At 38.7% G+C, this 14,855-nt stretch carries 17 protein-coding genes and 4 tRNA genes; 13 read left to right on the top strand and 8 right to left on the bottom strand.

The window, feature by feature from the left end; genetic code table 11:
* Positions 1 to 200: 200 nt before the first annotated feature.
* Genes WC819_03805 through WC819_03795 form a run of 3 tightly spaced genes read right to left on the bottom strand, consistent with a single transcriptional unit; the run spans position 201 to position 2,952 of the window.
* Entirely contained in the window at positions 201 to 974 is a 774-nt protein-coding gene (locus WC819_03805; protein MFA5986443.1) for a pyrroline-5-carboxylate reductase dimerization domain-containing protein, read from the bottom strand.
* 3 nt (positions 975 to 977) lie between these two features.
* The gene (proB, locus tag WC819_03800; GenBank protein ID MFA5986442.1) at positions 978 to 1,739 is read right to left on the bottom strand and encodes a glutamate 5-kinase; all 762 of its coding nucleotides are present in this window, start codon (positions 1,737 to 1,739) and stop codon (positions 978 to 980) included.
* Between the two features lie 25 nt (positions 1,740 to 1,764).
* Positions 1,765 to 2,952 carry a glutamate-5-semialdehyde dehydrogenase gene (locus tag WC819_03795; GenBank protein MFA5986441.1) on the bottom strand — a complete coding sequence of 396 codons (1,188 nt, stop codon included), beginning with the start codon at positions 2,950 to 2,952 and terminating at the stop codon, positions 1,765 to 1,767.
* 283 nt (positions 2,953 to 3,235) lie between these two features.
* On the opposite strand from WC819_03795, the gene WC819_03790 reads away from it, so the two are divergent.
* From WC819_03790 to WC819_03745, 10 genes are all read left to right on the top strand, one after another.
* Positions 3,236 to 4,207, top strand: a complete 972-nt coding sequence (locus WC819_03790; GenBank protein MFA5986440.1) for a G5 domain-containing protein — start codon at positions 3,236 to 3,238, stop codon at positions 4,205 to 4,207.
* Positions 4,200 to 4,478: a hypothetical protein gene (locus WC819_03785; protein ID MFA5986439.1), complete on the top strand. Its 279-nt coding sequence runs from the start codon at positions 4,200 to 4,202 to the stop codon at positions 4,476 to 4,478. Before WC819_03790 ends, WC819_03785 begins: the two co-directional genes overlap by 8 nt.
* A gap of 118 nt (positions 4,479 to 4,596) precedes the next feature.
* Positions 4,597 to 4,902, top strand: coding sequence for a hypothetical protein (locus WC819_03780; GenBank protein MFA5986438.1), 306 nt, complete (start codon positions 4,597 to 4,599; stop codon positions 4,900 to 4,902).
* A gap of 177 nt (positions 4,903 to 5,079) precedes the next feature.
* Complete coding sequence (rplS, locus tag WC819_03775; protein MFA5986437.1) at positions 5,080 to 5,532, top strand: 50S ribosomal protein L19; 453 nt, start codon at positions 5,080 to 5,082, stop codon at positions 5,530 to 5,532.
* 39 nt (positions 5,533 to 5,571) lie between these two features.
* Positions 5,572 to 5,655, top strand: a tRNA-Leu gene (locus WC819_03770).
* A 221-nt stretch (positions 5,656 to 5,876) separates the two neighbouring features.
* A tRNA-Val gene (locus tag WC819_03765) sits at positions 5,877 to 5,950 on the top strand.
* 391 nt (positions 5,951 to 6,341) lie between these two features.
* Entirely contained in the window at positions 6,342 to 7,022 is a 681-nt protein-coding gene (locus WC819_03760) for a hypothetical protein (protein MFA5986436.1), read from the top strand.
* A 29-nt stretch (positions 7,023 to 7,051) separates the two neighbouring features.
* Positions 7,052 to 7,123: transfer RNA gene (locus WC819_03755), tRNA-Ile, on the top strand.
* 132 nt (positions 7,124 to 7,255) lie between these two features.
* Positions 7,256 to 7,327 (top strand) — tRNA-Gly (locus WC819_03750).
* Positions 7,328 to 7,514: 187 nt separating this feature from the next.
* Positions 7,515 to 8,117, top strand: coding sequence for an HD domain-containing protein (locus tag WC819_03745; protein ID MFA5986435.1), 603 nt, complete (start codon positions 7,515 to 7,517; stop codon positions 8,115 to 8,117).
* Between the two features lie 135 nt (positions 8,118 to 8,252).
* On the opposite strand, the gene WC819_03740 is transcribed toward WC819_03745, so the two are convergent.
* Positions 8,253 to 8,660, bottom strand: a complete 408-nt coding sequence (locus WC819_03740) for an SET domain-containing protein-lysine N-methyltransferase (GenBank protein ID MFA5986434.1) — start codon at positions 8,658 to 8,660, stop codon at positions 8,253 to 8,255.
* Positions 8,661 to 8,778: 118 nt separating this feature from the next.
* A complete protein-coding gene (locus WC819_03735) occupies positions 8,779 to 9,747 on the bottom strand; it encodes an RluA family pseudouridine synthase (protein MFA5986433.1) in 969 nt (322 codons plus the stop codon).
* Between the two features lie 318 nt (positions 9,748 to 10,065).
* On the opposite strand from WC819_03735, the gene WC819_03730 reads away from it, so the two are divergent.
* Positions 10,066 to 10,287, top strand: a complete 222-nt coding sequence (locus WC819_03730; protein ID MFA5986432.1) for a hypothetical protein — start codon at positions 10,066 to 10,068, stop codon at positions 10,285 to 10,287.
* 144 nt (positions 10,288 to 10,431) lie between these two features.
* Here the strand turns inward: WC819_03730 and WC819_03725 are convergent, their stop codons facing one another.
* Positions 10,432 to 10,761 carry a hypothetical protein gene (locus WC819_03725; protein MFA5986431.1) on the bottom strand — a complete coding sequence of 110 codons (330 nt, stop codon included), beginning with the start codon at positions 10,759 to 10,761 and terminating at the stop codon, positions 10,432 to 10,434.
* Between the two features lie 255 nt (positions 10,762 to 11,016).
* Here WC819_03725 and WC819_03720 point away from each other — a divergent pair, with 255 nt between their 5' ends.
* A complete protein-coding gene (locus WC819_03720; GenBank protein ID MFA5986430.1) occupies positions 11,017 to 11,229 on the top strand; it encodes a hypothetical protein in 213 nt (70 codons plus the stop codon).
* A gap of 190 nt (positions 11,230 to 11,419) precedes the next feature.
* On the top strand, positions 11,420 to 11,851 hold the full coding sequence (locus tag WC819_03715) for an HIT family protein (GenBank protein ID MFA5986429.1): 432 nt from the start codon (positions 11,420 to 11,422) through the stop codon (positions 11,849 to 11,851).
* Between the two features lie 66 nt (positions 11,852 to 11,917).
* On the opposite strand, the gene gyrA is transcribed toward WC819_03715, so the two are convergent.
* Together gyrA and WC819_03705 are read right to left on the bottom strand one after the other, a co-directional pair.
* A complete protein-coding gene (gene gyrA, locus WC819_03710; protein ID MFA5986428.1) occupies positions 11,918 to 14,374 on the bottom strand; it encodes a DNA gyrase subunit A in 2,457 nt (818 codons plus the stop codon).
* A 187-nt stretch (positions 14,375 to 14,561) separates the two neighbouring features.
* Positions 14,562 to 14,849 carry a hypothetical protein gene (locus WC819_03705; protein MFA5986427.1) on the bottom strand — a complete coding sequence of 96 codons (288 nt, stop codon included), beginning with the start codon at positions 14,847 to 14,849 and terminating at the stop codon, positions 14,562 to 14,564.
* Positions 14,850 to 14,855: the final 6 nt, after the last annotated feature.

Here is a 14,855-nt window from a genome sequence, read left to right as displayed (position 1 = left end):
ACGCGAACTTTTGGTGTTGCAAAACACCTATTAACACACAGTGCAAATGTAGCATGTTTTCTGCAAATTTTAAAGCACGTATACATATTTTATGGGTATTTTTTTATCTAAATTCTCCATTGGCATCTACAGGAGAGCTTTTCTTTTTTTAAAAAAAGAGGAGCAGGTTACAAACCTGCTCCTGCTAGGTCAAAAATTCCTTACGTATTCATCTCTTTAGATTTTTTTTGGGCCTCAATGATAACATTTTCAAACAACTTATTTAGATTATTTTTCTTGATATAGTTCAATCCAGCCTCTGTCGTACCTCCTTTGCTTGTAACGTTTTTTATTAAGTCATCAATACTTTTTTTAGTACAATTTTTTTGAAAATAAGTCGTAGTGCCAATTATCAATTCTATTAGTAGATCATTGGCTTCTTGATCTGATATTCCCAATTCGCTTATTTTATTTTTAAGTGTTTGTAGTATTGCTAATAAAAATGCTGGACCACTTCCAAAAATTGCAGTAAATAAATCATAATGTCCTTCCTGTAATTCCACTACTTTACCCAATGTCAATAAATCTTTTTTTAGTGATTTTAAAAGCCTGTGATGTTTCGCATTTGCACAATATGCTATTACTGATTTTTTGTATGCAATAGCAAGATTTGGCATAATTCTTACTATGGTTACATTTTTACCCAAATAATTTTCAATAACACCAATGCTCTTTCCTGCGACAGGAGATATAATAATCTTATTTTTAAGGTCAATGTTTTTAAGTTGCGTCAATACCTCTGTAAGATTTTGAGGCTTGACACATAACCAAATTACATCCGCAAAAGAAGTTAATTGCGATAGATTTTCAAATGATTGAATTTCCGCGAATGAATTACTTTTGGATGTATAGGCAAAAGAATGTTCCTTATTGCTTTTTAAACCTTGATGAACTGCTTTTGCTAAGTTTCCAAATCCTATAAAACCGTGTTTCATATTTTAAAACCTAAATTTTGTAAAAGGTATTTTATCATGAAGAGCATCAATCAAAAAATTGTTTTTCCCTCCATTAACAATCCACATCTCGATTTTATTTTCTTTACAAATTTCTGCAGCTTGAATTTTAGATGTCATTCCTCCTGTCCCGAGATCAGATTTTTTTTCTTTAGCAAAAGAGGCAACATGTTTTAAATCCCTTACCTCTTTGATGAACTTTGCTTCTTTGTTAAGGTGCGGATTTTGGTCATATAATCCATCAATATCTGATGCGATGATCAATAAATCAGCATCCGTAATTGTTGCGACAAGAGCTGATAATTTATCATTATCTCCCAAAACAATTTCTTCAATCGCCACTGTATCATTTTCATTTATGATAGGGATATAGTTGTGCTCTAAAAGTTTATTGATCGTATTTTTGGTGTTTATTTTGGCTGTTTTATCTTCAAAATCTCTATAAGTCATAAGGCATTGTGCAATATTTAGTCCAAAGCTACTGAAAATTTCATCATAGATTTTCATTAATTTGGGCTGTCCTATCGCGGACATTGCCTGTTTTGAGTCTACTTGTTTATTGTATCCGTTAATTTCAACAAATTGTTTTGCGGTTGCAATGGCTCCGGAAGAAACCAAAACAAAATCATAATCATTTTTTAGCGCAATTATTTGCCTTGCGACATCTTCAATTTTTGCGTATGAAATTCTATTTGTGCCAGCTGTAAGGGTTGATGTCCCAATTTTCAGGATTAATTTCTTTTTCATAAGTTAACATCTGTTAGATAAAAGATTAATTTCGTATTTGTCCCTTACCATAAATAAACCATTTGTTCGTGACCAATTGATTTATTCCAATGGGACCTCTAAAATGTAATTTTTGTGTGCTTATTGCTATTTCAGCACCAAATCCGAATTGACCACCATCGGTAAATCTCGTTGAAGCATTGTGATAAACAGCCGCACAATCGACTTCATTTTGAAATTTTTCTGCAGTTTTATTGTTTGTAGTGATTATACTTGCTGAATGCCCACCAGAGTATTTGTTTGTCATGCCCATGGCTTCATCGATATTATTTACTAAGATTAGCAATATTTTGAAAGACAAAAATTCTTCACCGAACATTGATTCATCCTCAATTTCTTGTATTTGATTATTCAATTCACATATATTTTTAGATCCTAATATTTCAATATTGTTAGTTTTTAGGCTGTTGACCAAGCTCAATATTTTTGATTTTATATCAGGCACATCTTGATTAATGAGAACTTTATCCAAGGCATTGCATACACTCACTCGTTGTTTCCCATTTAGTATAATTTTGATAGCCATATCAAAATCGGATTCTTTGTCTACATACAAAAAATTATTTCCCCTGCCACTTATTATTACAGGAATATTGGTATTTTGGGTAACAAAGTTAATAAGCCCCTCCCCTCCTCTTGGGATAATCAAATCAATTTGATAGCTGTTGTCCCTAATCACATCTTGCATTTTTTTTCTGTTGATGTCTAGGTAGATTATATGATTTTTATCCAATCCATTTAGAAATAGGGCTTCTTGCCAGAGTTTTACCAAAAAAATATTAGTATTCCTGGATTCTTTGCCTCCTTTCAATAAAACTTTATTTCCGGCTTTAAAAGCGGTAGCAGTGGCTTCAATTGTGACATCAGGCCTTGACTCATAAATGATCAGAATTTTACCAAACGGAACTGTTTTATTCTCTATCTTTAAACCGTTTTCATGTTGGTAGGTATACAGAGTTCTCCCTTTTGGATTTGCCAGTTTTGCTGTCTGATTAATAGATTCGATCATCCCTGAAATTTTATTTTCATCAATTCTTAATCTATCAAGCATTGATTCATCAATATTTGAACAAGCAGAGGTGTCTTGTTGGTTGCTATCAATAATATTTTGTTTATTCTTGACAATCAACTTTACCAAAGTTTTTAGTGTATTATTTATCTGCATCTCGTTCATAATACTTCACGTATTAATTAAATATAAACAGCTTTCGTAGCATAGTGAGGAAAACGCCTTATTTTTTCTCTATAAAATAAATAAAGATGAACGAAGCGACATTTGCCATAACCGGTCATTGTGCAAATTTGTGGGTAGATAATGTGTTCAAATACGCGTATTAAGTGAGCTTTTGGTGTTGCAAAACACCTACTAACATACAGTGCAAATGTACCATGTTTTCTGCAAATTTTAAAGCATGTGGATATATTTTTTTGTTGTATTCATATATAATAGTGGGAGTATGCATAAACGGGTGCGGAGAAAATTGATTCAAAAAGTGGCTTTTGGGGTTGTTTTGTGCGGTATTGTCGGCGTGATTGCAGGGGCACTTTTTCTGCGTCCGGCGCATCAATTTGTGCAATCGTCCGACATGCATCATATTGTGATCAATGATGATGGTCGCAAGACCGATTTGCGTGATGTGCCCGCCAAGACTGTTGCGGATGTGCTGGCATATTATGATCCGTCGATCGGAGAGCGTGATCGTGTTTTTCCTGCGCGGGACATGGCGGTGTTTGATGATGATGTGATCACGATCGATCGTGATCATGTAGTCACGGTGGAAGTTGATGATAACAAGAAGGAGATCCACACATTTCGTGATAATTTGTTACAAGCGATAATTCGTGGCGGTGTGACGATCGCAAAGGATGATATCGTCAAACCGGCAAAAGATGTGGTGGTCTATGGTGACATGGAGGCGACGATCATCCGCGTGATCATCAAAGAAGAAACCGTGACAAAAAAGATCCCATTTAAAACGGAAGAAAATGAAGATGACACGGTGAATTTTCTCAAGCGTTTTACAAAGCAAAAAGGAGAAAATGGTGCAAAAGAAATTATCTATGAAGTGGCATATCATAATGGGGAAGAAGTGGCGCGCGATGTCAAAAGCGAAACCGTGACCAAAGAGCCTGTGACCGAGATAGTGGTGCAGGGTACAAAGGTTGTGGTGGGTAAGAAGCATACGGGAGCATGCTCATGGTATGCTCACACAGGGACGCTCAGTGCGGCAAATCCATGGATGCCGATCGGCTCGTATGCGCGCGTGACCAATCAAGAGAATGGAAAGTCTGTGATCGTGCGTATCAATGATCGTGGGCCTTTTGTTGCCGGCCGTATCATCGACTTGGATAAAGTGGCATTTGAAAAGATCGCATCGCTTGGCGCGGGCGTGATCAATGTAAAGATGGAGGAAATCATCAATGATTGATGAAGCCTTGATTATTTTGTTTTTTGATGGTACCGTGGGCAATATAAAGGAGAAATCATACGTCAAGAAAACAGAGGAGGAAAGAATGGAATGGATCGCAGATCGAGATGTAATACGGATAGGTGTCGTGGTGATCGTTGCGCTTGCGTGTGGGTGGAGGTTTTTCACATGGAGTAGACATCACAATGATCCCTGTCCTGCAATCTCCGGAACAATCGGATTATTTGTTGGAGGCGTAATCACTACGGTTCTGACCAGTCTTTTTGTTTGATAAAAGGCATAAGAGCTGGTTTCGTGAAACATGAAGCCAGCTCTTGACAAAATCAGAATTATGATCTATAATATCCTGTTATGAATTTACGTTCTTTAATTTTGGACAGGAGGATCATATGATCATCGAATTTAATGCACAGGGCGTGTGCATTCGTACGACGGAACGCAATGCGGAATATATCCTTGCAAGGATTGGCGCAAGGATCTACCGCGTGTACACGCAGGGTAATGCGAATGTGGAAGAGGTGATGGAGCGTACGCTTCTTCACGAAAAAAGAAAATTTTCAGATGAGAGTATTTTTATCTCTCTTTCACAAAACATCTTTTCTCCACAAGGAGAATGGTGGCTACACATTGATTTTTTGACGAAATGCTCTGCAAGAGAAATCGTCTTGCAAGCACTCCAGGAACTAAACCGCTAGGATCACGATCCGGCGGTTTTTACTTTATTCAGGGAACTATTGACGAAAAATGCTTTTTCCTCTATGATGGTGAAAGGTTTTACAAGGGGTGCGCTATGGCTGTAATGGCAGGCATTTTTTGTGTTCTGAAACAAAAAATCAACCGATTTTCCATCTTATTTTTAACTATATATTTTTATGCGAAGTGAAGTAATCGCGTTCAATAAAACGCAACGCAAAGATACGATTGATTTTTACGCGGGAGATGTCGTCAAGGTGTATCGCAGGATCAAAGAGGGTGAAAAAGAGCGTGTCCAGATCTTTGAGGGCATGATCATCGCGATCAAAGGACGCCAAAGCAGTTCTCCAACTGTTACTGTGCGCAAAGTGTCCAATGGTGTGGGTGTTGAGATCGTGGTGCCGATGTTTTCTCCATTTATCGATAAGATCGAGTTGATAAAGCGTGCAAAAGTACGCAAGGCAAAATTGTATTATGTACGAGACAAAGTGGCAAAGGCATTGCGTTTTAAATATACAGATGCAAAAGACATTGTGAAAAAAGAAGTTGAAAATCCAGTAGCAAAAGAAGAGGTTGTGGAAGAAGTAGTTGAAGCAGAAAAGGCGGAAGTAGCGGAAGAAGTGACAAATTAAAGTTGGAACATATCATTTTTGCAAAAAAGTGATATGCATGCCCAGATGGCGGAATTGGTATACGCACTAGGTTGAGGGCCTAGACTCCTTTGGAGTGTGCGGGTTCAAGTCCCGCTCTGGGCACGAGAAGAGGTTGGAAGAAATAAAAAAATATTGTACAATGATATTTGTTGATCTCATTTAATATCTATGTCATGCTGAACTTGTTTCAGCATCTACATAAGCCATAGTTTTGAGATTCTGAAACAAGTTCAGAATGACAGAAGTTTTTTGTCAAAAATTCATTATATAAAAGAAAAAACAACATTCATATGAAATAAGTTGGTGGATCTATTCAATAAAAAGCACGCTTAGCTCAGCTGGTTAGAGCATCTCGTTTACACCGAGAGGGTCGGGGGTTCGAATCCCTCAGCGTGCACAACAATGAATATTTGAGTGAGCCGAGGTAGCTCAGTGGTAGAGCAAAGGACTGAATTTTCGGTCCCCTCTATAGCAATATAGAGTGAGAAAAATTGGGTGAATTCGGGGAAATCTACGGTTCTTATAGAATTATGACAATCCCGATCCAAGCCTTAATGGGTATAAAGTGTTAAGGAAGGAGTAGAGACTAGCAGGTGAGTCCCAACAATAATCCTGCAAATAGCGCCCAATCCCGCTCAGCGGGAATGATATAGTCCAATCCTTATGGAAACATAAGACAGTATAAGGAAAATCCTTGTGTCGAGAGTCCGATTCTCTCCCTCGGCACCATCATTGTTATAAATATGAACCTATGGTACATTGATAGTATTATAGGTTCTATTTATTTTATGAGAAAAGACAAAGATGATGCTATAAAATTGCGCAGAAATGGATATAGTTATAATCAAATATCTCAGAAAATGACTATTCCAAAAAGTACTTTGAGCACATGGTTAAAAGATGTTTCATTATCTCAACTCGCGCAAGAAAAAATACATAAGCGTGTACATGATACTAGTGTTAAAGCTCTCATAAAAAGGAATCGACAACAAACTCAAAAATCTCAAGAGGAACACCAGAAGATACGAGATTTTGCAGCTTTGCAATACCATAAATACACTAAAGACCCTTTATTTATTGCAGGTGTCGCAATGTATTGGTCAGAGGGCTATAAAAAAGGTGCCTATGGCAGTAAATGGAAAAGCATTGATTTTGCCAATTCAGATCCTGCAATGATTACTATAATGATCCGTTTTTTTGAAAAATTTCTTCATATTACAAAAGAGAACATGAAGATACAAATCATTGCGCATAAGAATGTTGACGCAGAAAAATCTATGGATTATTGGCATAAAATAACTAAAATACCTCTAAAAAATTTTATGAAAGTCAGTCATGTAAAAAATAATAGTAAGAATACAAGAGCTAAAAATACAATACCTCATGGCACTATTCATGTAAGGATCACAAATGTACGGTTGTTTTTTGAATTGATTGGATGGATTGACGAGATGAAAAAAACCATATAGAATATTGGAGTGACTAGCATGATTGGTGGGGGACTATAGCTCAGCGGTAGAGCGCGCGGCTCATAACCGCTTGGTCGCAGGTTCGAACCCTGCTAGTCCCACGGTATAAAATCAAAAATTATAAGTTAAAAATCAAAAAACACAAGTGAGTCCGCATAAGTTTTTTATAAGAATAAAAAATTAATGTGGGCGCGCCTGCCTAAGTTTTTTATAAGAATAAAAAATTTTGGCAGGCGAGTGTCGTATAATGGTTATTACACCACCTTGCCAAGGTAGAAACGGCGGTTCGATTCCGCTCACTCGCTCAAAGAGATCAAAAAACAGCTGTCAATGCTGTTTTTTGTTTTGAGAAGATCGAATAGTGAAACAGAAGAAATTATTTGGGGAGATTGAGGAATGCAGGCAGATACAAAATTTGATTATTTCTAAATAATGTGATAGCCTCATTATTCAATAGTTGTTTAACAAATATCTTCAACATAGGAGAAAATTATGAAGATAAACGATAAAAACACTAACCCAGTCCATTTGGTTTTAGGAATGGAAGATCAAATTGATCCAATATTATTTATCTATTTGCAAGTCAATCATCTCAAGCAGATACTGCGTCAAGGTTGGCCACAAAAAGGACGAGATGTCCCAGTGGACAAGTGTGAATCGGTAGCGGACCATGTTTATGGGATGTGTATGTTGGCGCTTTTGATTATATCCAAGCATTCACTTAATCTCGAGCTACTTAAAGTTTTTATAATGATCTTGGTTCATGATGTTGTGGAAGTTTATGCAGGTGATACGAGGCCGGGGGAAATGTCAAAAGAAGAAAAGCAAAAACGGGAAAGAGCAGCCATTTACAAAATATTTGGAGATTCGCCGTGGTTGAAATTTTGTATCACTTACTGGGAGGAGTATGAAGAGCAAAAAACTGCAGAGGCGCAGTTCGTAAAGGAGTTGGATTTTTCAGAAAGAGGCATACAATCGTTCATTTACGGAAAACAACACAATAGAGATCTGTCCGTATTTTTATCGGGAGCGGAGAGTAAGTTAAAAAATCCAGTATTGTTGCGTATCATTGATGACCTGAGAAGATGCCAATAAACAAAGGATGACTATTTTTTTGTCAAATTAAATTTCTAATTTAACTACCAATAAAAAAACGACCCATTACTTATCATAGGATGGGTCGTTTTTAATTTTTGTTATACAAAATAATTTTATAGATCCATGTTTTTTCTATATACAACACCCAGCACATCGGCATCCTTCTTCTTTGATCAATTCTTCCACATATTGAGTTCCGTAATCATATGTAATTTCTTCGTGTGGCAAAATGTCTCTGGTCGCATAGATCATTACGTGTTCATCATCCTCAATTACCGCTTCCGCGTTTGGTGTGCAGGCATGATTGATATAGCGGGCGGTGTGTTCTCGTCCTTTTCCGTCCAAAACGATTTCTTCTGTAAGTATAAAAAGGTATCGTCCACCGCGACGGTCTGCTTCTTCGTGTGAAATTTTTTCGCCGGTGTATTCGATGATAAACTCACCTTTTGTGATTTTTTCAACGGCAAAAAGCCCCAAGCCTGCACGAGAACGTTTCACGCGATACTTCTTCTTTTCGTTTTTCTTTATTTGTTGTGTCATATAAATATATTTGTAATGAAATTAGGCAATGGGAATGTTATCATATTTTAGCGCATTCAGTGGATTCCCGTTTTCACGGGAATGACACCTGCAAGAATTCATATTAAATTAGCTCAATTTATACTTCAAAAGATTGCAAATATTGCAACAATGCACTAAAGCGATCCGGATATTCTACAGTATAGTGGTATGATTTGTCATATAAGTCAAAGGAGATTTCTTTTGCGTGGAGGTAAAACGTATGTGGTTCGTAGATCTCGGGAATGGTAATTTGTATCCTCTTTTCATTCTTGGTGTAGTATCTCTCATCTCCGAGAAGCGGATGTCCGCTGTGCGCCATGTGTACGCGGATTTGATGTGTGCGTCCGGTTTTTGGCAATACTTTGACCAATGATAATTCCATGCCATTTGCCAATGTATATTCTTTGACCACTTCATATTCTGTCACGGCATCGCGTGCGTCACCTTTGTATTTCCCGAAGGCGATCTTTTGTTTGGTGTACGATGTTGCACGCGCGATCGGTGCATCGATCACGCCTTTTTTTTCTGCAAAAAGACCAAAGACAAGGGCATAATATGTCTTTTGTAATTTTCTCTGGCTGAAAAGTTCCTTTAAGTCTGCAAAAGATTTTTGATTACGCGCAACAATGATGAGTCCTGTCGTGTCTTTGTCCAAGCGATGTACGATACCCGGTCGTTCTTCATCCTCCCCTACGCCGACAATTTCCGGGAATCGTGCCAAGAGGGCATTGACCAGTGTTTCATAGCGCTCTCTGTGACTGGGGTGCACTTGCAAACCGCGTTGCTTGTTGATCACGATAAAATTTTCCGTACCTTCCACGACATCGATCACGAGATTGCGATTTGGCACGATATCTTTGGATTTATCGCGATATGCACCGATGAAAATATATTCATCACCATGGATCGTGTAACTGGGTTTTGCTTTTTTGCCATTGATCTCCACTGCGCCGGACCGGATCATGCGAATGATTTCTCCGCGCGTCAAAGACGGATCTTTTTCTACGAGAAATTTATCCAATCGTTTGCCACTGTCTTCTATTGTTGCATGAATGTCGCGTGACATATTTTTTTGATAGGGAAATGCGAGAATGATTCTGAATTATCAGCGTACAGGTCTTTGAACGCTTTGTCAATCAACGTGTTTTATGATCAGGTGAAAAAATTTGAGGATATAATAAAAATTAATGAAAAATCAGAATTGACAATCATGTTTTTTTCTGCTATAATGGATACATGATGAGTTAAAGCCGGGTGGTCATCAAGACCAAATGTCACCCGGTTTTTCTTTTTGTTGGTCGATTGAGAAAGACCGATCCTCGGCATAAAAGGTGACATGCAATATATTGCATCATAAAAAATAAATAATATATAAAACAAAAATATGGCTGAGATCAAAAAATGTGCAACATGTGGTTGTTCATGTGGCGGAAGCGAAGAAGATGTAGTAGCCGCTCCTGCTCCTGAGACAACTCCGGAAGCACCTGTAGAGGAAATCAAAAGTTTCCGTTTGCACCGCAAATCAAATGATACAGAATTTGCTGTATTACTTGCACTTGTGCCTGCAATGACGATGACACTTTTCAGTTTGATGGGTCTCCTATAGTCACTAGACTATGGGTTGTGAGAAACACAAAAAACAATTCTTTACGAATTGTTTTTTGTTTTTATTTAATAAAAAATAAAAGAAGTCCAGCATAAATTTATGCTGGACTTTGATATCTGATAATAATTTCAATTTTTTAAAAGATCAATATTCTTTTCCAAACTTTTCTTGAAGTAATTGTAGAAGGGTTCTCCCAAACAATTTGCTTAATTCCTGATTGTCAGCATATTTTAAACATGACTCAACAACGGCACGTGGCACACTCTCCACGCACATTTGTTTTGGTCCGTGATTTTTATACAGCCAATCAATAATAACCTTTCCACGATCTTCACCATAGCCTTTTTTTTCACCGTCTCTTGGGTTTTTTCGTAATATAGCCCATGCTCCTGGTATATTGATAAGATCGAGATCCTCCTGCAAATCCCAGAAAATTGATCCATCACTGTTTGTTATAAGCAAGTGCATTTTCATAGGGTCCTCCCTGATGATTGGTTAAAATAATTATCAAAGATAATTAAGAATATCGTATATGTTTGTATACAACAATCCTGTAAAAGAACTTCATGGCAGTATATATGATTAAAACGAAAAGTCAAGGCAGGCTTGTCATTAACAAAATTTGGTGGTAGAGTGACATAAATCTGTGAGAGCCGGTTCGTTTTTGTTCTTAAAATAATGAATATCCAAAGATCAGAATTTGGATCATCAATCAAATGAGGAGGCAAGATGGATATTGAAATGCATGAAGGATTTGGTCTGACGTTCTTGAATTTTGAAAGCGATGGAGACCTGCGTGTGTTTTTGAAAAATACACTGGAACCCGTTGTGGATCCTGAGAAAATGGATTTGTTGCGGCGTCATATCGATCTTATCGCTCCGGAAACATTTATATTCTTTAACACGGAATATTTCAATAAGAATATAAAGCAGCTCCTCTGATCGTAAGGCGTGATACTTGTTCAAGTCTCACGCCATATTTTATAATTAACGAGGTGATATATATTTTCAAACTTTTTATGATATTGAGACTCTCTGATGCTCTTCCTAAATGCTTAGGGCATAGTGAAATGGTATTGCGGGACAGTTTTCAAAAAAATGTAAATAATATTAACGATTTAATTTAAAAAATATGCAGTGTCCGTTTTGTGATCCAAAAACAATAGAAGAGCAGCTGTTATATGAAAATAAAAATATTTTTGTGATCTATAATATTCGCCCCGCAAACAAAGGTCAGTGTGTCGTTGTTCCAAAGCGACATGTGACAAATATTCGCGCACTGACAAAAGATGAACTGATCGACATAATTTCTGCCGTCCAATTGGTTTCGCAAAAGTACAATGACTATTTGCAGCCGGAGGGATGTAATTATGGATTCAATGAGGGTAAATATGCCGGACAAACGGTTGAGCATTTTCATTTTCATATAATGCCTCGCGTGAAGGGAGATAAAGAGCGGTTACCGGAATATCATTTGTTCCACAGAGATCCCAAAACCAAGCGTAATTTATCACATGAAGAATTGCAACCATCTATAGATGAAATGAAAAAATTGTTTATATAAAAATAGGCATATATAAATCAAAAACAGCTTTATGAAAAGCTGTTTTTGATTTCTTGTCTACTCTTCTTACAAGATCGTTGCGGCGCTGATCGTGTCGCCTGGCTTTGGTTTCATGATGCGCACGCCTTGTGTCGCGCGTGAGAGTGTAGAGATGTGTTTGAGCGGTGTGCGGATGATCTGACCGTTTGCACTTGTGATGATCACATCGCTGTCATTGTCATCTGCGCTCACAACGCGTGCACTGACGATAAGTCCGGTCTTTGGTGTGATCTTGGCAGTTTTGATGCCGGATCCGCCACGACGCTGGAGTTTGTACTGAGAGATCTTGGTTTTTTTGCCAAAGCCGTTTGCTGTGATGATGAAGAGTTCGTCACCTTTTTGCTTGGCAAACATGACATCCATGCCGACCACGTAGTCATCCTTTTTGAGTTTGATGCCACGTACGCCGGAAGCGTTACGTCCCATCGCACGCACGTTGTTTTCGCGGAAGTGTACTGCTTGGCCGTGTGCTGTGGAAAGGATGACGTTGTCTGTGCCGGTGGTTGGCTTGACCCAGTGAAGCTTATCACCAGCTTCAAGGTTGATCGCAATAAGTCCTGATCGACGCACATTGTCAAAATCTGTAATTTTTACTTTTTTGACCACACCGTTGCTTGTCGCCATGAAGAGAAATTTGTACTGATCGTCACTGTTGAATGGAATGATTTCTGTCACCTCTTCACTTTGTGACAGTTGGAGGAAATTGACGATCGCATTGCCTTTGGCGGTGCGAGCGGATTCGGGAATTTCATATGCTTTTGTTTGGAAAACTTTGCCTGTATTGGTAAAGAAGAAGAGATTGTCATGTGTCATGACAGAAAGCATGTGGATCACACTCGTATCTTCTTTCGTCGTTGCGCCGATCACGCCTTTGCCACCACGTTTTTGGACGCGATAGACGGAAGGATTCATGCGTTTGACATAGCCGTCTGTGGTAATCGTAATGATTGCTTCTTCATTTGGCACGAGGTCTTCTTGTTTGAATTCGCCGACGGCGGATTTGAACACTTTGGTTTTGCGAGCATCACCAAATTTTTCTGTAAGTGCAATGAGTTCATCTTTGACGAGATTTTTTTGCAGCTTATCGCTTTTGATGATCGCTTCCAATTGCTTGATAAGGCGGATCTTTTCTTTGAGTTCATCCTCGATTTTTTTGCGTTCCAATCCGGCAAGTGTCTGCAGGCGCATTTCCAGGATTGCCGTTGCTTGCACATCAGAGAATTTAAATCGTTTGCGGAGGTTTTCGTGTGCCGTTTCACGTGTTTGTGATTTTCTGATCGTTTCAATGACGGCATCAATATGATCTAGAGCCTTGGACAAACCTTCGAGAATATGTGCACGTTCGCGCGCTTTGTCGAGATCATATTGTGTGCGTCTGATGATCACTTCGCGACGATGTAAGATATAATATTCCAAGATCTCCTTGAGGTTCAAAATGCGCGGTTCGATACCATCGACAAGCGCAAGCATATTGACGTTAAAGTTCTTTTGGAGATCCGTCAGTGTGTAGAGGCGATTGAGCACTTTTTGCGGATAGGCATCTTTTTTGAGGTCCATGACAATACGCACGCCATCTTTATTTGATGATTCATCACGAAGCGCCTTGATGCCGATGAGTTTTTTATCTTTTACCAGAGAAGCAATTTTTTCAATCAGTGTGGACTTGTTTGTGAGGTAGGTGATTTCTGTGACAATAATGGAGAATTGGCCATTCTTGCTTTCAATGATATCCGCTTTTGCACGCATTGTGATTTTGCCATGGCCGGTTGCATAGGCTTCGCGGATGTCTTTTTGATTATAGATCATACCTCCGGTAGGGAAATCCGGACCTGTGACAAACTGCAATAGATCATCAACGTCTGCTTTTGGCTGGTCGATGAGGTGGACAATTGCGCCGGTGAGCTCGCGGAGATTGTGTGGTGGGATGTTTGTTGCCATGCCAACGGCGATACCCATTGTGCCGTTTAAGAGAAGTTGTGGAAGTTTGGCGGGGAGAACTGTCGGTTCTTTGTGTACGCCATCGAAGTTTGGACGAAAATCAACGGTATTTTTTTCAATATCAAAAAGCATTTCCTCAGCGATGGGCATAAGTTTCGCTTCTGTATAACGATATGCCGCTGCGCTGTCCCCATCCATTGATCCAAAGTTTCCTTGACCCCAAATGAGCGGGTAACGGAGAGAAAAATCCTGTGCCATACGCACCATCGTGTCATAAACCGCACTGTCACCATGTGGGTGATATTTACCGAGCACTTCACCTACCACTGTTGCGCTCTTGCGGAACTTCGCACTTGGCTTGAGACCTGTTTTCCACATGGAATAAAGGATGCGGCGATGTACAGGTTTGAGACCGTCACGCACATCGGGAAGCGCGCGTGCGATGATCACGCTCATGGCGTACTCGAGATAGGATTTTTGCATTTCTTCGACGATCGGTTGGGGGGTGACCTGATGTTGTGGTTGTTTCTGAATTTCTTGTGTCATAACAGTTTATAAATTAGATGTTTAGGATGGGGTGTTTTATTAATAATAAACACGAAAAATACAAAAAACAGTAAAATGTGCGTGTTTTCTGTATGTTTTTGTGTTTGGTGTCCATCTTCAATGGGGATGATCGTGTATGAAGAGGGATATCAAACACCAAATTTCAATGGCGTTGTGATGCGTATTCTTACATTTCCGGTTGTTGTGATGCAGGTTTTTGTAAGAGATCATCGATGGAAACGGACTGTTGATCTGTGGGAGCTTTGATCGTATCGAGTTGTTCTTGCAGTGTTTCAAGCGATTTTTGCATGTCTTTGTCATTGCGCACTTGTAGGAAGGTTGTCTTGAGGCTCATGACCCAGATAAAAACAATAAGCATCATCGAGATGAGTACCGCACCCCACAGATAACGCAAGCGTATGTGTTCCGGTTCATTTTGAATGTCATGTATTTTTTTTTCTATTTTATCAAACATACGATG

This window comes from Parcubacteria group bacterium, from assembly GCA_041660065.1.
Taxonomy (GTDB): domain Bacteria; phylum Patescibacteriota; class Minisyncoccia; order Moranbacterales.
The sequence above is the reverse complement of the archived record's forward strand: the minus strand, read 5'-3'. Positions and strand labels throughout refer to the sequence as shown.